Source organism: Mesorhizobium australicum, assembly GCF_900177325.1.
In the GTDB taxonomy this organism is placed as follows: Bacteria; Pseudomonadota; Alphaproteobacteria; order Rhizobiales; family Rhizobiaceae; genus Mesorhizobium_A; species Mesorhizobium_A australicum_A.
In genome coordinates, this window is record NZ_FXBL01000004.1 from 2,899,768 (window position 1) to 2,918,393 (window position 18,626).

15 protein-coding genes are annotated in these 18,626 nt (G+C 65.2%); 12 read left to right on the plus strand and 3 right to left on the minus strand.

The annotated features are described in order from the left end of the window. Positions 1-147: 147 nt before the first annotated feature. The 8 genes from B9Z03_RS16780 to B9Z03_RS16815 all read left to right on the plus strand — a co-directional run bounded on the left by B9Z03_RS16780 (position 148) and on the right by B9Z03_RS16815 (position 10,799). Positions 148-1,590 carry a UbiA family prenyltransferase gene (locus B9Z03_RS16780; protein WP_085467710.1) on the plus strand — a complete coding sequence of 481 codons (1,443 nt, stop codon included), beginning with the start codon at positions 148-150 and terminating at the stop codon, positions 1,588-1,590. Next, complete coding sequence (locus tag B9Z03_RS16785; protein WP_432417005.1) at positions 1,587-2,939, plus strand: FAD-binding oxidoreductase; 1,353 nt, start codon at positions 1,587-1,589, stop codon at positions 2,937-2,939. Before B9Z03_RS16780 ends, B9Z03_RS16785 begins: the two co-directional genes overlap by 4 nt. Before the next feature lie 135 nt (positions 2,940-3,074). Next, positions 3,075-3,509 (plus strand): EamA family transporter, encoded by a 435-nt coding sequence (locus B9Z03_RS16790; protein WP_085465255.1) that lies wholly within the window; start codon positions 3,075-3,077, stop codon positions 3,507-3,509. Then, positions 3,506-4,516 (plus strand): NAD-dependent epimerase/dehydratase family protein, encoded by a 1,011-nt coding sequence (locus B9Z03_RS16795; protein ID WP_085465256.1) that lies wholly within the window; start codon positions 3,506-3,508, stop codon positions 4,514-4,516. Before B9Z03_RS16790 ends, B9Z03_RS16795 begins: the two co-directional genes overlap by 4 nt. A 29-nt stretch (positions 4,517-4,545) precedes the next feature. Then, complete coding sequence (locus B9Z03_RS16800) at positions 4,546-6,009, plus strand: aspartate aminotransferase family protein (protein ID WP_432417038.1); 1,464 nt, start codon at positions 4,546-4,548, stop codon at positions 6,007-6,009. Between the two features lie 44 nt (positions 6,010-6,053). Further along, positions 6,054-7,235 (plus strand): hypothetical protein, encoded by a 1,182-nt coding sequence (locus tag B9Z03_RS16805; RefSeq protein WP_085465258.1) that lies wholly within the window; start codon positions 6,054-6,056, stop codon positions 7,233-7,235. A gap of 194 nt (positions 7,236-7,429) precedes the next feature. Further along, positions 7,430-9,991 (plus strand): GcvT family protein, encoded by a 2,562-nt coding sequence (locus tag B9Z03_RS16810; RefSeq protein WP_085465259.1) that lies wholly within the window; start codon positions 7,430-7,432, stop codon positions 9,989-9,991. A gap of 151 nt (positions 9,992-10,142) precedes the next feature. Then, the gene (locus B9Z03_RS16815; protein WP_085465260.1) at positions 10,143-10,799 is read left to right on the plus strand and encodes a YiaD family glycine zipper/OmpA-like lipoprotein; all 657 of its coding nucleotides are present in this window, start codon (positions 10,143-10,145) and stop codon (positions 10,797-10,799) included. Between the two features lie 12 nt (positions 10,800-10,811). Here the strand turns inward: B9Z03_RS16815 and B9Z03_RS16820 are convergent, their stop codons facing one another. Both B9Z03_RS16820 and B9Z03_RS16825 read right to left on the minus strand, forming a co-directional pair. Further along, positions 10,812-11,726, minus strand: coding sequence for a pseudouridine-5'-phosphate glycosidase (locus B9Z03_RS16820; protein WP_085465261.1), 915 nt, complete (start codon positions 11,724-11,726; stop codon positions 10,812-10,814). 19 nt (positions 11,727-11,745) lie between these two features. Next, a complete protein-coding gene (locus B9Z03_RS16825; RefSeq protein WP_085465262.1) occupies positions 11,746-12,696 on the minus strand; it encodes a carbohydrate kinase family protein in 951 nt (316 codons plus the stop codon). 504 nt (positions 12,697-13,200) lie between these two features. Between B9Z03_RS16825 and proS the strand changes: the two genes are divergently transcribed. From proS to B9Z03_RS16845, 4 genes are all read left to right on the plus strand, one after another. Then, entirely contained in the window at positions 13,201-14,529 is a 1,329-nt protein-coding gene (gene proS / locus B9Z03_RS16830; protein ID WP_085465263.1) for a proline--tRNA ligase, read from the plus strand. After that, positions 14,526-15,842 carry a lipoprotein-releasing ABC transporter permease subunit gene (locus tag B9Z03_RS16835; protein WP_085465264.1) on the plus strand — a complete coding sequence of 439 codons (1,317 nt, stop codon included), beginning with the start codon at positions 14,526-14,528 and terminating at the stop codon, positions 15,840-15,842. The genes proS and B9Z03_RS16835 overlap by 4 nt, the downstream gene beginning before the upstream one ends. Beyond that, positions 15,839-16,516 carry an ABC transporter ATP-binding protein gene (locus B9Z03_RS16840; RefSeq protein ID WP_085465265.1) on the plus strand — a complete coding sequence of 226 codons (678 nt, stop codon included), beginning with the start codon at positions 15,839-15,841 and terminating at the stop codon, positions 16,514-16,516. Before B9Z03_RS16835 ends, B9Z03_RS16840 begins: the two co-directional genes overlap by 4 nt. Positions 16,517-16,833: 317 nt before the next feature. Continuing rightward, positions 16,834-18,087, plus strand: coding sequence for an SRPBCC family protein (locus B9Z03_RS16845; protein WP_085467712.1), 1,254 nt, complete (start codon positions 16,834-16,836; stop codon positions 18,085-18,087). A 4-nt stretch (positions 18,088-18,091) separates the two neighbouring features. Here the strand turns inward: B9Z03_RS16845 and B9Z03_RS16850 are convergent, their stop codons facing one another. Further along, positions 18,092-18,547 carry an Lrp/AsnC family transcriptional regulator gene (locus B9Z03_RS16850; RefSeq protein WP_085465266.1) on the minus strand — a complete coding sequence of 152 codons (456 nt, stop codon included), beginning with the start codon at positions 18,545-18,547 and terminating at the stop codon, positions 18,092-18,094. Positions 18,548-18,626: the final 79 nt, after the last annotated feature.

Here is an 18,626-nt window from a genome sequence, read left to right on the forward strand (position 1 = left end):
CAAGGCTCCGTTAAGAGTAATCTCGAATTCCGATCCGCACGGCCTTTTCACGGCCGGCCCGATTCAGCTTTCCGTAGCGTGCCCCGGCTATGGTCCGGTCAACCGCGCGAAGGACGCACGCGGACAGGGATGCAGGGTAAACCGATCATGGATGCCAGGACGGACAACACGGCGATACCGCTCGCCGTCGACCTTGACGGCACGCTGATTGCGACCGACCTTCTGTGGGAAGGTCTGTTCCTGCTCATCCGCAAGAACCCGCTCTATCTGTTCGCGGCGATCTATTGGGCGCTGTCGGGCGGACCGGCGCGTCTCAAATGCGAGATCGCCGAGCGGATCGATATCGATCCTGCTTCCCTGCCATACCGCCCCGAAGTGCTCGCCCGCCTGCGCGAGGAGCATGCCGCCGGCCGCCGGCTCGTGCTCGCGACCGGTACACCACGCAAGTTCGCCGACGCGATCGCCAACCATCTCGGCCTGTTTGACCTGGTCCTGGCGACAGACCGACTCGGCAACCTCACCTCGAAGCGCAAATGCGCCGCCCTGGAAGATGCCTTCGGTGACGGCGGCTTCGACTATGCCGGCAACAGCAGGCACGACCTCGCCGTATTCGACCGGGCCAGGACCGCCCTGATCGTGGCGCCCGACCGCGCGGCGGCAAGCTGGCACCGCCGCAACGGCGGCGAACTGATCGAGACGCCAAAGGCGTCGGCGAAGACCATCATCAAGATGCTGCGTGCGCATCAGTGGCTGAAGAATGTGCTGATCGCCGTTCCGATGGTGCTGAGCCACGAATACTTCAATCCGAGCATGCTGCTCGCCTGCGCGATCGCCTTCGTGTCGTTCTCGTCGGCGGCGTCGGCGATCTACATCGTCAACGACTTCTTCGACCTCGCGCTCGATCGCCGCCATGCGACGAAGCGCAACCGGCCGTTCGCGAGCGGGCTCCTGTCGATGCCCTTCGGTCTGGCCTGCGCGGCCGTGCTGCTGCTGATCAGCGTTGGCACGGCGCTGTTCCTGCCTTGGGAATTCGGCGCGGTACTCGCCGGCTATCTCGTGGCCACCACGGCCTATTCGCTGTCGCTCAAGCGCATGCTCCTGATCGACGTGATGACGCTTGCCGGCCTCTACACGATGCGCATCCTGGCGGGCGCTGCGGCGACCGGCACCGACGTGTCGTTCTGGCTGCTGGCCTTCTCCATCTTCTTCTTCCTGTCGCTGGCGCTGGTGAAGCGCTATGTCGAGCTGCGCACGACCGTGATCAAGCCGGGCGAGCGCATCGCCGGCCGCGGCTACAGGTCGGAGGATCAGGATATCGTGGCGCAGGCCGGCATGGCGTCGGCTTTCTCGTCCGCGCTCGTTCTCGCGCTCTACATCGACAGCGCGGCCGTCCGCGAACAATACACGGAGCCGGCGCTGATCTGGCCGCTGGCGCCGATCGTGCTCTACATGACGATGCGCATCTGGATCCTCGCGCGCCGCGACGAGATGCACGACGATCCGATCGTCTTCATCATCCGCGACTGGCGAAGCCAGCTCGTCGCCGCCTTCGGCGCCGTGCTGCTCTTCGCCGCGGTCCTGATCAAGTGACCGCGAAGCACCAATCCTTCGGCCGGGTCTTTCCTGCCGCAAGCGCCCTGATGGAGCCGTCGGAGGCCGCTCGCCGGCTGCGGGACGGTCGCCAGAGGGCCGGCGCGATGCTGGCCGTCGGCAATATGCGTTCCTACGGCGATTCCTGCCTCAATTCGTCGGGCACGATCGTCGACATGCGCTCGATGAACCGTCTCGTCACCTTTGACACCGAGACCGGTATCCTGGAGGCCGAGGCGGGCATCCTCTTGCCGGAGATCATCGCAACCGGCGCGCCGCACGGCTTCTTCCCGCCGGTCGTTCCAGGAACCCAGTTCATCACGCTCGGCGGCGCGATCGCCAACGACGTGCACGGCAAGAACCATCACCGCCGCGGCACGTTCGGCCGGCATGTGCTCTGGCTCGACCTGATGCAATCCGACGGCCAGGTGCGCCGGTTGAGCCCGCAGGACAACACGCCGCTGTTCGCCGCCACAGTGGGCGGCATGGGAATGACCGGCATGATCCTGCGCGCAGCGATCCGGCTGATGCCGGTGCCGTCGCTGGACGTCGCCGAGAAGATCGAGCCGTTCGGCAGTCTGGACGAATTCTTCGCCATGGCCGAAGAGGCCGATGCGAAGAACGAATATGCCGTCGCCTGGATCGACCAGCTTGCCGGCGGTCGCGGCGCGGGCAGGGGCTTACTGCTCACCGGCAACCATGCCGAGGGGGGGGTGCGTCAGGCCCTGCCGCCCGGCGGCAAGCTCGCCGTGCCGTTCCAGCCGCCGCTCAACATGCTCAACCGGCCGTTCCTCAAGGCGTTCAACATGGCGTACCGGCTGGCCAAGGGCCGCCGCCGCGACGTCGCGGTGTCGGGATACCAGGGCTTTTTCTTCCCGCTCGACGGCGTGCGCGACTGGAACCGGCTGTACGGGCCAAGCGGCCTGTTCCAGCACCAGAGCGTGGTGCCATTCGCGACGGCGCGCGAGGCGATTCCGGCGCTGTTCGACGCCGCGCGCAAGGCGGGGCAGGGCTCGTTCCTCACCGTCCTGAAGCGGTTCGGCGACCTGCCGTCGCCGGGCATGCTGTCCTTCCCGCGGCCGGGCTACACGCTGACGCTCGATTTCCCGAACCGGGGCAAGTCGACGCGCGCGCTGCTCGACCAGCTCGATCGGATCACAGTCGAGGCGGGCGGCGCGATCAATCCTTACAAGGATGCGCGGATGGGAACAGCGACGTTCGCGGCGTCCTTCCCGCGCTGGCGCGAATTCGAGGCGTTGCGCGATCCGGCGTTCGTCTCGGACTTCTGGCGCCGCACCGCATTGGCTCTCTCCGCGTCTGGCACCAGCCTTGCGTCAGCGGCGGAGTAGGCTCGGGTAGCGCGGATGTCTGTGCCATAACGGGACTTACGTGTTATTCCGGCACATTGGATAAAATTTGAAAGGGTCGTTCACCAGTTCGTTTCCATCTGTGTGGTACGTCTGGCGTAAGGACGAGGAATTCGTATGAAATACATAGGCTTCATCTTGTTCACGGTGATGACCAACGCCGCGGCGCAGCTCATGCTGAAGCAGGGCATGATGTCGCTGGGCGATATTTCATTCGCCGGCACCAACCCGGTGATCAAGATCCTGCAGATCGTGTTCAGCCCCTGGGTCTTCTTCGGCCTGTGCACCTTCGTCATCTCGATGGCGTCGCATCTCTATGTACTGTCGAAGGTCGAGCTGTCGTTCGCCTATCCGTTCCTCAGCCTGGCTTACGTGGCCGTCGCCGTGTTTGCCTACTTCGTCTTCCGCGAGGATCTCAACGGCTTCCGTATCGCCGGCATCGCGGCGATCTGCGTCGGCACGATACTGATCGCCCAGGGCGGCAGTGGCCACGCCGAGACCTCCGATCCGTCGACTCCCAAATCTGTCCAGTCCAGCGAGCTTACCCAATGAGACACATCATCTTCGGCGGCGACGGTTTCGTCGGTCGTCATCTGGCTCCGAAGCTGCAGGCCGATGGCGAAGAGGTCGTCGTCGCCGATATCGTCAAGAGCGATCTGCCGCACTACGCCAAGGTGCGCTTCGTGCGCTGCGACGTGACCAGGCCGGACGAAGTCCGCGCGGTCGGCATCAAGCCGGACGACATGGTCTACAACCTGTCGGCCAAGATGCTCTCGCCGATCCAGGTGCGGGCCAAGCGCCACGAGTTCTTCTGGCCGGTGAACTATCACGGCACAGAGAATATCATCGAAGCGATGGCCGCTGCCGGTGCGCCGAAGCTGGTGCACTTCACCACCGACATGATCTACGGCCATACCGTGTTCCATCCCATGACGGAGGACCATCCGGTCGCCCCGCTCGGTGAATACGGCCTGTCGAAGCTGAAGACCGAGGAACTTGCCGCCGTGTGGCGCGACAAGGGCATGAACATCTCGCTGTTCCGCCCCCGTCTCATCATCGGCCCCGGCCGCCTCGGCATCCTGGAGAAGCTGTTCAAGCTGATCGACCTGAACCTGCCGGTGCCGATGATCGGCTCGGGCAAGAACCCGTACCAGTTCATCTCGGTGTTCGACTGCGCAGAAGCCTGTCGCGCCGCCTGGAAGGCCGGGGTGCCGAACGAGGCCTACAATCTCGGCTCGCTCAATCCGCCTTCGGTGCGCAAGCTGCTCGGCGACCTGATCAAGCATGCCGGCTCGAAGTCGATCCTGATCCCGACGCCGGGCTGGGCGGTCAAGCGCACGCTCGACCTGCTCGACGCCATGAACATGCCGATCATGGACCCGGAACAATATCTGATCGCCGACGAGGACTGCCTGCTCGACGTGTCGAAAGGCAAGCGCGACCTCGGCTGGGTGCCGCAGTTCCGCGACGAGGACATGCTGATCGCAGCCTATCGCGAATACAGGGCCAAGAAGGACGGCAAGGCCGTCGCAGCCGCGCACTCCGTGCCGGCCGAGTGAATTGAATCAAGGGGCGGACAATGACCGTGATGACCAAGCCTGAGACGACGAACACCCGCGCGATTGTCGATGCGCCGACGTTGACGCCGAACGCCACCCGCAAGCCGAAGCTGATCTCGGTGGAGGAAGCAAAGGTCATGGACGTGGCCCGGATGACGGACCTGTTCAAGGCGCACCAGAACCCGGGCCAGCTGCATTTCATGAAGCTGCTGGGCTTCCACAAGATCAAGGTCGAGCGAGCCGAGGGGATGTATTACATCGACCAGAACGGCCGGAAGATCCTCGACTTCTTCGGCGGCTTCGGCTCGCTGGCCTTCGGCCACAACCATCCACGCCTGCTCGAGGCCCGCAAGAAGTTCCAGGACGAGAAGCGGCACGAGATCGCGATCGCCTTCATGTCGCAGTACCAGGCGGCCTTTGCGCACAACCTCGCGGCCTGCTCGCCGGGCGATCTCGACATGGTCTTCCTCGGTTCGTCCGGATCCGAGGCGATGGAGGCGGCGGTGAAGCTCGCCGAGCGCGCCGCCGGGCCGAAGCGTCCCAAGATCGTCTATGCGGAAAATTCCTTCCACGGAAAGACCAAGGGTGTGCTGGCCATCACCGATGGCCAGCTCTACCGCGGCGAATTCAAGCTGACCGGCAATACGGTCAAGGTGCCGTTCGGCGACATCGACGCGATCGAGAACGCGTTCAAGTCCGATCCGGAGATCGGCGTCATCGTGCTGGAGACGATCCAGGGCGGCGGCGGCATCGTCCAGGCGGCGCCCGAGTTCTGGACCAAGCTGCGCGCGCTCTGCGACCAGTATGGCGTGATCTGGGTCGCGGACGAAGTGCAGTGCGGTTATGGCCGCACCGGACGCTTCTACGCCTTCGAGCACTACAATGTCGTGCCGGACATCACGGCGCTGGCAAAGTCGCTGGGCGGCGGCAAGACGGCGATGGGCGCAATGATCGCCAAGCGCGACATCTTCATGAAGGCCTACGGCACGCCCAAGACGGCGATGATCCATGCGCCGGCCACCTTCGGCGGCATGGGCGAGGCCTGCGCCACTTCGATCGAAGCACTGAACGTGCTCTACGACGAGGGCCTGATCGACAATGCGGCGGATGTCGGCGACTACCTGCTCGACCGCCTCAACGCGCTGAAGGCCAAGTATCCGCAGATCATCAAGGACGTGCGCGGCCGTGGTCTGATGGTCGGCCTGGAGTTCCAGGACTTCTCGCAGACGCTGCCGATGGTGCTGCGGCCGGTGGTCGGCATGCTCGACGACAAGCTGAAGGGCTCGCTGTCCGGCTTCGTCGGCGCGCTTCTGCTGCGCGACTATGACTGCCTCGTAGCCTTCACCGAATACAACCGTAACGTCATCAGGCTGGAGCCGCCGCTGATCTGCCAGCGCGAGCATGTCGACATCTTCGTCGATGCGCTCGACAAGCTGCTCGGCCGCGGCATCATCTCGATCGTGAAGGATTTCGTGAAGAGCCAGGTGACCTGATCGGGGGCGATCGGGTCACGGGTAGGGGCAGGGGAGCGAAGGGCATGCAAGGGGCGCAGCAGGGGACGCTGATCGGCTGGGCGTTGCGGACGGGGCTGGGCGAAACCGTTGTGCGGACGGCGTCGCGTCGAGGATTGCTCGACCGGCTCGCCGCGCTCTTCATGGTGCTGTCGGTCGCCGCGATCGCCGCCTATGCGACGTTCAAGCCAGACTACAATTGGGACATGGTCGCCTATGTGGCGACCGCGCTGGAAAACCGCGTCCAGGACGCGCAGGAACTGCACCGGGAAACCTGGGCGCAGATCGACGCCGGCTCGTCGCCAGAGCAGCAGTTCAAGCTAAAGCAGTCCAACCCCTACAACCTGAATCAGTGGGAAAACCCGGCAGACTTCCAGTCGCAGCTGTCGATGTATCGCGTGAAAGTCGCCTATGTCTGGCTGTTGCGCGCTCTGGAGCCTGTGGCCGGCCTCGTCAACGCATCGATCCTGCTGAGCGTGCTGCCCAGCATCGGCTTCGGCCTGATCGGCCTGTGGTGGCTGTGGCGCGAGAACGCGTTGCAGGCGGCCTTCATTCTGGTGCCGATGTTGCTGATCGCGGACTATTCGCGCATGACGACGGCGGTGACGCCCGACATGCTGCTCGCGCTGGTGTCGGCCGCGGCACTCTATTGCCTGTGGCGGGGACGCGACGGGCTGGCCGGGGTGCTCCTGTTCGCTTCTGTATTCGTGCGGCCCGACAACATCATCCTGATCTTCGCGCTGCTGATCGCGGCCGTGCTGTTCTCCTGGCGTTGGCTGCCGATGGCGGTCACCTTCGTCGCGTCGATGATCGCGATCAGCGTGGTCTCGAAATATGGCGAGCATCCTGGCTGGTGGGCGCATTTCTACTTCTCCTGCGTCCAGATCCAGAACTCGATGGCCAACTTCCATCCGGATTTCTCGCTGGTCGCCTTTGCCAAGGGTTATGCGCGGGGCGTGGTCGTGTCGCTGCAGAACAACGACTGGCCGGCGCTGCTGGCGCTGATGACGGCCGCCTGGGCGCTGCTCAACAAATACGGCAGGATGCAGGGCGGTCGTGCCAATGCGCTGGCATTTGCGCTGGCCATCGGCACGCTTGGCAAGTTCGCCTCCTTCCCGCTGCCCGACGACCGGTTCTACTTCGTCTTCATCTCCGGCATGGCGCTGGTGCTCGCCGCCGCGTGGAAGCCGCGGTTCGAGGCGCGCTGACGGGTCTGTAGGCATGTCTTGGATCTTCATGTCGCCATCCGGACAGTGGTCACATGATGACCGGCAGGAGCTTCGCTGATCGCCAGTATTTGCCGGTGGTCGCGCCGCGTTTCGACGATGTCGCAAACAGGCTGCACTCCCGTCCGGCCGCTCTATAGTCTGCCGCGAAAATTCCATTTCGGAGCAGCAATCCCATGGCAGGGTTTCCGACCAAGGCGAAGGTCGTCATCATCGGTCTCGGCGGCATCGTCGGTGCGTCGGTCGCGCATCACCTGATCGAGCGCGGCTGGGACGACATCGTCGGCATCGACAAGTCGGGCATCCCCACCGACATCGGCTCGACCGCGCACGCGTCGGACTTCTGCTACATGACCAGCCACGATTTTCTCTCGTGCTGGACCTCGCTCTATTCGATCGATTTCTACGAGAAGCTTGGCCACTACGAGCGGATCGGCGGACTGGAGGTCGCGCGCGTCGGCGACGATGCGCGCATGGACGAGATCAGGCGCAAGATCGCCTCGGCCAAGGCGTTCGGCACGCGGGCGCGGCTGGTCGAGCCGGCCGAGATCAAGGAAAAGTTCCCGCTTATCGAGGAGAGCGTTGTGCAGGGCGGCCTGTGGGACCCCGACGCCGGCCTTGTCATCCCGCGCTCGCAGACCGTCGCGCACAAGCTGGTCGACATGGGGGAGAAGTCCGGCAAGCTGAAGGCGTTTGCCAATACGCCGGCGAAATCGCTCGTGATCGAGGATGGGCGCATCAAGGGTGTCGTCACCGACCGCGGCATGATCATGGCCGACTATGTCGTCGTCTGCACCGGCTTGTGGGGGCGGCTGATCGCGGAAATGGCGGGCGAGGACCTGCCGGTGATGCCGATCGATCATCCGCTGACCTTCTTCGGTCCGTATACGGAGTTCGCAGGCACCGGCAAGGAGATCGGCTTCCCGCTGCTGCGCGATCAGGGCAACTCCGCCTATATGCGCGATACCGGCGATCCGGTGACCGCCGAGGGCGGCATGATCGAATGGGGCTATTACGAGGAGCACAATCCGCGCCTTGTCCACCCGCGCGAGCTGCTGGAGAAGGACCAGGCGCGGTTGTCGCCCTCGCAGCGCGACCTCGACATGGAGCAGATCATCGCGCCGCTGGAGCGCGCCATCGAACTGACGCCGATCCTGGGCGAACTCGGCTATGACGAGCGCCGCTCGTTCAACGGCCTGCTACAGGTCACGGCCGACGGCGGCCCGTCGATCGGCGAGAGCCAGAAGGTGAGGGGGCTCTGGTATGCGGTGGCCATCTGGGTCAAGGACGCGCCGGGCATGGCCAAGCTCGTCGCCGACTGGATGACGGATGGGCGCACCGAGATCGACCACAACAAGATCGACTATTCGCGCTATTATCCGCATCAGCTGAAGGAGGACTTCATCGCCGGCCGCTGCGGCGAGGCGGCGCAGAAGGTCTACAACCCGGCGGTTCACCCGCGCGAGCCCTATGCGACGGGCCGCAACATCAAGCGCTCGCCCTTCTACGAGCGCGAGAAGGAACTCGGCGGCTATTTCATGGAACTCGGGGGCTGGGAGCGGGCACACGGCTACGCGGCCAACGAGCATCTGCTGGAAAAATACGGCAACCGCGTTCCCGTCCGCGAGAACGAGTGGGACAACCGGCACTTCTGGCGCGTCTCCAACGCCGAGCACCTCGCGATGAGCGAGGATTGCGGCATCGTCAACCTGTCGCATTTCCACATGGTCGACATCGAAGGACCCGACCACGTCGAACTGCTCGAATGGTTGTGCGCGGCAAAGATCGGCGGCGACGCCAACGTCGGCAAGGGCATCTACACGCACTTCCTCGACGACGAGGGCATGGTGCGCGCCGATTTCACCGTCTTCCGAATGGCCGACCGCTGCCGGCTGGTGAACGGCGCCGACGCCGGTCCGCGCGACTTCCACTACATGCGCCGCATCGCCGAGGATCGCGGCCTGGACGTGACGATCACCGACGTGTCGGAGAAATACGTCACCATCGGCATCTGGGGACCCAACGCGCGCGCGACGCTGAAGAAGGTGGTCGAGAACCCGGCCGGCCTCGACCCGGAGAATTTCGCCTTCGCCGCGATCAAGCCGATCCGGATCGGCGGCAAGGACGTCACCGCCTTCCGCATCTCCTATGTCGGCGAGCAGGGCTGGGAACTGCACATGCGCTACGAAGACGGGCTTGCCGTCTGGGACGCGCTGCGCTCGACCGGCGTGATGGCCTTCGGCGTCGAGACCTATGCCAATTCGCGCCGCATGGAGAAGAGCCTGCGCCTGCAGAACGCGGACCTGCTGACCGAATACAACCTGTTGGAAGCTGATCTTCAACGTCCGAAGGTCAAGGAGGCCGATTTCCGCGGCAAGGCGAAGCATCTCGAGCACCGTGCCCGGCCGCACCAGCCGGCAACGCTCTGCACGCTGACGCTCGAGAGCAATGTCGATTCGAAGGGCGTGGCGCGCTATCCGGTCGGCACCAGCCCGATCCTCGATCCGGCGACCGGCGAGACGCTGGTCGATTCGCTGGGCCGCCGCTCCTTCACCACCTCGATGGCCTATGGTCCCACGATCGGCAAGACGATCATGCTGGCCTACCTGCCGCACGACAAGGCGGTGAAAGGCAACGATTTCGAGATCGAGTATTTCGGCGAGCGCTATCCGGTGAAGGTCGCCGGCGTCGGCTACGAGCCGCTCTACGATCCGGAGAACCTGAAGCCGCGGACCTGACCGCCGGAAATCTCTGCCATTCGGTGGGAGTTTTCCACCTTTCCGGGCGGGCGATGACTGCCTCCTTCCATATTCCGCCGCAATCCGTGCTACAAGTCGCCCCACAAGGGACTGAATCCGCCGGATGCGGAAGAGTAAGGAGAGGGAATTCATGAAGACCAGGATCGTCGCGGCCTTCACCGTGGCGCTGTTTGCCAGCGCCTGCACCACCGACCCCTATACGGGCGAGCAAAAGATCTCGAATACGGCGGGCGGAGCGCTTCTCGGCGCCGGCGTCGGCGCGCTCGCGGGCCTCGCAGTCGGCGGTTCGCCGCGCGCGCAGCGCAACGCCGTGCTGATCGGCGCCGGCCTCGGCGCGCTGACCGGCGGCGCGATCGGCAGCTACATGGACCAGCAGGAGGCCGAGCTGCGCCGGACGCTGCAGGGCACGGGCGTCGGCGTCGTGCGCAACGGCAACAACCTGTCGCTGATCATGCCGTCGAACATCACCTTCGCCACCGATCAGGACCAGATCAACGCCGGCTTCTACCCGACGCTGAACGCGGTCTCGCTGGTGCTGAAGAAATACAACCGCACGCTCGTCGACGTGAACGGTCACACCGATTCGACCGGCGACGACAATTACAACTACCGCCTGTCCGAGCGTCGCGCGCTTTCGGTCGCGAACTACCTGACCTCGCAGGGCAACGATCCGCGCCGCTTCTCGGTGCTGGGCTTCGGCGAGACGCAGCCGATCGCGTCCAACTCCACCGAATCCGGCCGCGCGCAGAACCGCCGCGTCGAGATCCAGCTCGCGCCGATCACCTGATCGGCGTGAAGCTCAGGCGGCGAGAGCCTTAGCGATCTTCGCCGCCAGCCGGGCGTTGTTCTCGACCAGCGCGATATTGGTCTTCAGGCTCGCGCCGTCCGAGAGTTCGAGGATCTTCTGCAACAGGAACGGCGTCACGGCCTTGCCGCTGACGCCGTTTTCGTCTGCGGCGTTCTGCGCGGCATCGATATAGCCCCGCATCCGCGCGGCGGGGATCTCGTCCATCTCCGGCACAGGATTGGCGATCAGCATGCCGCCGGGAAAGCCGAGCTCTTCCCGCGTGCGCTGGAAGCGGGCGATCGCCTCGGCGCTGTCGAGCCGCAGCGGGGCGGGAAAGTCGGAATGCCGCGACCAGAAGGCCGGCATCACGTCCGCACCATAGCCGACCACCGGCACGCCGCGCGTCTCCAGCACTTCGAGCGTCTTCGGGATGTCGAGGATTGCCTTGGCGCCGGCCGAGACGACGATGACCGGCGTGCGGGCCAGTTCGTCGAGGTCGGCCGAGACGTCGAAGCTCAGCTCCGCTCCCTTGTGCACGCCGCCGATGCCGCCGGTGGCGAAGACGCGGATGCCGGCGAGATGCGCGGCGATCATGGTGGCCGCGACCGTGGTGCCGCCGGTGCGGCCCTCGGAGATGGCGAAAGGCAGGTCCGCGCGTGACAGTTTCATTGCGCCGGGCGTCGTGGCGAGAGCGGCCCGCTCGCCGTCCGACAGGCCGATCTTGAGACGGCCGCCCATGACGGCAATCGTGGCGGGCACCGCGCCCTCCTCGGCAACGATCGCCTCCACCTTGGCCGCCATGTCGTTGTTGGCGGGATAGGGCATGCCATGGGTGATGATCGTGCTTTCCAGCGCCACCACCGCGCCGCCGCGTCGCAGGGCGTGGCTCACCTCCGGATGAATGTCGATATGGGTGTCGTTCAGCATGGCTGTCTCCTTGTCCGCCTCATGCCACCCTGACGGGCGTGGGCACAAGGGCGAGCGCCTGCGCGAAGGCGGCGGTGTCGAAAGCGGGCACCGCCAGCGGCGATTCGAGCGCCAGCATCGCCGCCGCCAGGCCTTCGCGGGCGGCATCCGCGAGCGCCAGACCACGCGTCAGCGCCGCCACGGTGGCGCCCGCCAGCGCATCTCCCGCGCCGGTGACGTCGGCGATATGGCGCGGCGCGGGCGGGGCGATGGTTGCGCAGCTCTGTGCGTCGAAGATCGTCACCGCCCCTGCGCCGTCGGTGATGACTGCGCCGCGCAGGCCCTGGGCCCGCAGCGGCACGACCGGATCGGCTGCGGCGTCCGCCTCCTGCCCGAGCAGTGCGTTGGCTTCCTTGCGGTTCATGAACAGGCAGTCGACCCTGTCGAGCATGCCCGCAAGCCGCACCACTTTCGCCGGCGAGATGCCTATCGCGTGGAGCGGCTTGTTTGCAGCGGTCTCGGCGACCATCTCCAGCGCCGCCGCGGGCAGATTGGCGTCGCACAGAATGGCGTCCGCGCCCGTGATCGCGTCGCGGCACGCGGAACGACGCAGCTGGCGCGGGAAGAGATCGTAGAGCCCCATGTCGGCGAAGCCCGCGATCAGCTCGCCGTCGCGGTCGATCAGCGCCGTATAGCTCGCCGTTACGCGGTCCAGGAACACCGCGGAACGATCTTCGATGCCGGCCTCCGCGATCTCGCGCGCCACGCGCTCGCCGCCTGTGTCGCCGCCGCGCAGCGAGATGAGCGCGCAGGCCACGCCCCGGCGGCGCGCGGTGCGCAGCGCGTTGAAGACCACGCCGCCGACATCTTCGCGCATCGTTCCCGGATTGGAGGCGCCCGGCACGTAGATTCCGGAGACCTGTCCGCGCCGGTCGATATGCGCGCCGCCGATGCCGAGGAGCAGCGGGTGCCTTGAGTTTGGATTGGTCATGCGAGGCCGAGGAGCGGGTGGTTTTTCAATGCCGAGAGTAGGGCCGGGCCGGTCGCGGTTCAATGCGGCTCGCGCGTTGCCGTCACGGCATATGTCAGCACGACTGCCCAAAAAAAAAGCAAGGCCCGAAGGCCTTGCAGATTAACGCGTCCGATCTGTTTCCGGTGGCCGGCGGCAGCGGAAAATCGCGCCTAGATCGCATCCTCCCAAGACTTTGACCGCGTGAAGGGGCAAATTTGCTTCGCCCATCTGATTATGGCGGGAACCCTAGACCAAATTTCACATGCTTGTCACGAAGAATTTTGCTGTGAAACCGGCATTGATGTGGTGCGCTGCACAATGAAGTCGCATGTGCTGCTGACTAAATGATCAAAAAGGCAGGGGCTGGTTCAGGCCGGATGCGGGCGGGTTTTCATTTCGCCTTGAAATCGCTATGAAGCCCGCGCAAATCCAGCCCGGATGCCGTTCGATTCCGTCCGGGCGTCCTCCCTCACGGAATAGATGATGCGTCTGTCGCGCTACTTCCTGCCGATCCTCAAAGAAAATCCGCGCGAGGCAGAGATCGTCTCGCACCGGCTGATGCTCAGGGCGGGCATGATCCGGCAACAGGGGCAGGGCTCGTTCACCATGCTGCCGCTCGGCAAGCGTGTGCTGGACAAGGTGTGCCGCATCATCCGCGAGGAACAGGACCGCGCCGGTGCGCTCGAAATCCTGATGCCGACGATCCAGTCGGCGGAGCTGTGGAAGGAAAGCGGCCGCTACAACGACTACGGCAAGGAGATGCTGCGCATCAAGGACCGACAGGAGCGCGACCTCCTCTACGGGCCGACCAACGAGGAAATGGTGACGGAGATCTTCCGCGCCTACGTCAAGTCGTACAAGGACCTGCCGCTCAATCTTTATCATATCCAGTGGAAGTTCCGCGACGAGGTGCGCCCGCGCTTCGGCGTGATGCGCGGGCGCGAGTTCCTGATGAAGGACGCCTATTCCTTCGACATTGACTATGAAGGCGCGCGCGCAGCCTACAACCGCATGTTCGTCGCCTATCTGCGCACCTTCACCCGCATGGGCCTGAAGGCGATTCCGATGCGCGCCGACACCGGTCCGATCGGCGGCGATCTTTCGCACGAGTTCATCATCCTTGCCGAGACCGGCGAGAGCCAGGTGTTCTGCCGCAAGGAGTTCCTTGATCTCGCCGTGCCCGGCGAGACTGTCGACTTCGGCAACGACGCCGAGATCGCCGGGATCGTGAAGGACTGGACCACGCCGTACGCCGCCACCGACGAGATGCATGACGAAGCCGCCTGGGATGCGATTCCTGAGGACGAAAGGCTTTCGGCGCGCGGTATCGAGGTCGGCCACATCTTCCATTTCGGCGAGAAGTATTCCAAGCCGATGGGCGCCAAGGTGCAGGGGCCTGACGGCAAGGAACACTTCGTCTCGATGGGCTCCTACGGCATCGGCCCGACGCGCCTGATCGCGGCGATCATCGAGGCGAGCCATGACGAGGCCGGCATCATCTGGCCGGAAAGCGTGGCACCGTTCGAGGTCGTCATCATCAACATGAAGGCCGGCGATGCCGACTGCGACGCGGCCTGCGAGCGGCTCTACGCCGCCTATCAGGCTGCCGGCGTCGACGTGCTCTACGACGACACCGACCAGCGCGCAGGCGGCAAGTTCGCCACCGCCGACCTGATCGGCATCCCGAACCAAGTGATCGTCGGGCCGCGCGGCGCGGCCGCCGGCGAGGTCGAGCTCAAGCGCCGTGCGACGGGCGCGCGCGAGACGACGAAGCTCGACGACCTGCTCGCCTTCATCGGGACGGCCGCATGACGGACGCGGCGGCCGCCTCGCAGCCTGTGCGCGCCGGCAAGGCCACGCCCGCGGGCGCCGGCCCGTTCTCGCTGTTCGAGCGCATGGTCGCCTGGCGCTATCTCCGCTCGAAGCGCAAGGAGACGGTGATCTCGGTCATCGCCTCGATCTCCTTCATCGGCATCATGCTGGGCGTGGCGACGCTGATCATCGTCATGGCGGTGATGAACGGCTTCCGCACCGAACTGCTCACCCGCATCCTCGGCATCAACGGCCACCTGATCCTCCAGCCCATCGACCGGCCGCTCGACGACTATGCCGAGGTGGCCGCCCGCATCGCCGGCGTGCCGGGCGTGAAGTTTGCGATGCCGCTGGTGGAAGGCCAGGTGTTGGCGCAAGGGCGTCAGGGCACCAACGGCACGGGTGCACTGGTGAAGGGTATCCGCGAAGCCGACCTGAAGAACATCCCGCTGGTGGCCGGCAATGTGCGCCAGGGCGAGCTGAACGGCTTTGACGCGAGCGAGGGTGTCGCGATCGGCACACGCATGGCGGAGAATCTCGGCCTCGGCCTCGGCGATTCCATCACACTGGTGTCGCCCGACGGCGATGTGACGCCGCTCGGCGTCAATCCGCGGGTGAAGGCCTATCCGGTGACCGCGATCTACGAGATCGGCATGTCGGAATACGATTCGCTGATCGTCTTCATGCCGCTGGCCGAGGCGCAGCTCTTCTTCAACTCCGAAGGCGTGGCGCAGACGATCGAGATCTTCGTCGACGATCCCGACAAGGTCGACGACCTGAGGGAGCCTGTCGAGGCGGCGGCGCAGCGCCAGCTCTACCTCACCGACTGGCGCTTCCGGAACCAGACCTTCTTCTCGGCCCTGCAGGTCGAGCGCAACGTCATGTTCATGATCCTGACGCTGATCGTCCTGGTCGCCGCGCTGAACATCATCTCCGGTCTCGTGATGCTGGTGAAGGACAAGGGCCGCGACATCGCCATCCTGCGCACCATGGGCGCGACGCGCGGCGCCGTCATGCGCATCTTCATGATGACTGGGGCGGCGATCGGCATGACCGGCACGCTGGCCGGGGTCATCCTCGGGATCATCGTCTGCCTGAACGTCGAATCGATCCGGCAGTTCTTCTCCTGGGTCTCCGGCACGACGATCTTCAACCCGGAACTTTATTTCCTGTCGAAGCTGCCGGCCGAGATCAACATGAGCGAGACGGTGTCGGTGGTGGTGATGGCGCTGGCGCTGTCTTTCCTGGCGACGATCTTCCCCGCCTGGCGCGCCGCCCGCATCGATCCCGTCGAGGCGTTGCGCTACGAATGAGCACGGTTCTCGAACTCAAGGCGGTGCAGCGCCACTACGACCAGGGCGAAGAGCACCTGGCGATTCTGGCCGACGCCGATTTCTCGCTGTCGAGCGGAGAGATGGTCGCGCTGGTCGCCCCGTCCGGCGCTGGCAAGTCGACGCTCCTGCATCTGGCGGGCCTGCTCGAGCGGCCGAATGCGGGAGACGTCGTCCTCAACGGCCGCGCCTGCGGCGCCCTGGGCGATGACGAGCGCACCGCGATCCGCCGCAACGAGGTCGGCTTCGTCTACCAGTTTCATCATCTCCTGCCCGAGTTCACGGCGCTGGAGAACGTGATGATGCCGCAGATGGTGCGCGGCCTGGATCGCACGGAGGCGGCCCGCCGCGCCGCTCAGCTCCTCGACTATATGCGTGTCGGCTCCCGCGCGCAGCATCGGCCATCCGAACTTTCCGGCGGCGAGCAGCAGCGCGTCGCGATCGCGCGCGCGGTCGCCAATGCACCTTCGCTGCTGCTTGCGGACGAGCCGACCGGCAATCTCGATCCCGACACGGCGGTCTATGTCTTCGAGGCGCTGGAGGCGCTGGTGCGACAGTCGGGGCTGGCGGCGCTGATCGCGACACACAATCACGACCTCGCCGCCCGCATGGACCGCCGCGTCACGCTCTCCGGCGGCAAGATCGTCCCGCTCTGATCGGCCGCCTCATCCTCCGACATTAACCATGACGCAACGTCTGCCCGCTCCGGCGGGCTTTTTATCGTTGACGCATGAACAGAAGTGGAACAAAATAAAAACATAAACAGATTTGAGGAGAATCTTCCATGACCGACATGATCCAGGACGTCGTCGCGCTGGTTTCCGTCAGCACCTTTTTGGTCTCGCTCGCCATGTGGATCGGCGCGTTCTGATCCAAGCTTCAAAGCTGCGTGATCGCCGCCGGGGCTGCGCTCCCGCTTAAACGTTTCTTCCACATCTTGCCGTAGCGTCCCGCCGAAACAGGGATGCATTCGATGGCAGGCTGGACGGCCACGGCGCTGATCGTCGTCAATCTCGGGCTGATCTTCCTGCTGATCGCGGCGCCGCTCGGCATCCGCACGGTCAGCCGGAGCGTGCGCATCAAGGCTCCGCCCACGCGGGTGTGGAACGCGGTTTATCCGCTTGGCGATCAGGCCGGCTGGTCCGGCGAGATCGCCTCGGCCGAGGCGGTCGAGGGGCAGCCCGACCAGGTGCGCCTCGTCACCGACTGGGAGGGACGCGACGGCCAGCCGATCCACCGCGTCGAGCAGCTTTCGAACGTGGCTCCGGGCCAGGCCTTCGCGATGCGCGTCGTGGAGGACAGTTCGCTCGACGCCGGCTTCTGGGCGACGTTTTCGCAACGGGTAGTGCTCGAACCGGAAGGCGAGGGTGTTCGCCTGACGATCAGCCAGACCGATTCGTATCGGGGCGCTGCGTTCCTCGTCTTCCGCTCCTTCGCGCTGCGCCGCATGATGGCCAAGCTGAAGCGCTGGGCAGAGACGGGCGAGTATCGCCGCGGCGGCATGTTCGAGCATCCGCTGACGCAGGTCGCGATGGCGGCGGCCTCGGTGATGATCCTGTGGTCGCTGACCGGCTTCACGGTCGGCGGGTTGGCCTTCGCGGTGATGATCACCGTGGTGGTGGCGCTGCATGAACTCGGCCACATGGCCGCCTTCCGCGTCGCCGGCCACCGGCGCACGCGGATGATCTTCATTCCCCTGCTGGGCGGCATCGCGATCGGCGGCCGGCCCTATAACAGTCATTTCGAGGTCGCTTTCGTGGCGCTGATGGGCGCAGGCTTCTCCGCCTTCCTCGTGCCGCCGCTGGTGCAGGCGGGCGTGTTCGCGGCGGCGAGCGGCAATGTCCACGGCGGCAACTTCATGGCCGCGCTCGTCGGCTGCATCGCGCTGTTCAACCTCGCCAACCTCGTGCCGGTCTGGAAGTTCGACGGCGGCCAGGTGCTGCGGCAGATCTGTCCGCAGGGCCTGCCGCTTGCTGCGAGTTCATTCGCGCTGTTCGGGCTGTTTCTCGGCGTCGGCTGGCTGGCGGGGTTCTCGTCGATGATCGTGCTCATCGCGGGCGGGGTCTTCGCCGCGCTCAGCCTGATGACTTCGGGCAATGCGGTGAAGCCCCGCCATGCCCTCGTGCCACTCGACCGAAGAGGACGAGTGGCGCTCGCCGCAGCCCTCGTGGCCGTGGTCTTCATCCACGGATCGGGCGTCATCTGGGCCTTCAGCCACTTCGCCTGAACACTTATCGGTCCTTCACCGTCTCCATCGCGACATAGGTCGAGGTCTGCGCCACATGGGGCAGGGCGGAGATGCGCTCGCCCAGCACGCGCCGGTAAGCGCCGATGTCGCGGGTGCGCACCTTGAGCAGGTAGTCGAAGTTGGCCGCGATCATGTGGCACTGCTCGATCTCCGGCACGAGGCGGACGGCGCGGTTGAAGGCATCGAGCGCGTCTGAGCGGGTGTCCGACAACTTGACCTGCACGAAGGCGACATGGCCCTCGCCCATCTTCTCCCGGTCGACGATCGCTTGGTAGCCTCGGATGTAGCCGTTGTCCTCCAGTTTTCGCACCCGCGCCTGCACCGGCGTCTTCGACAAGCCGACCTTGGCGCCGAGAGCGGCCATCGACAGGCGTCCGTCCGCGGAGAGGGCCGAGATGATGTTGCGGTCGATGCGGTCCAGATGGTCTGTCGTTTCCATGCTTGCGGCTCTTTCATAGCGGGATAGGTCACAAGATCGGTGCGTTCGGCCTGCCACGTCAAGATGTTTGGACCGGCGC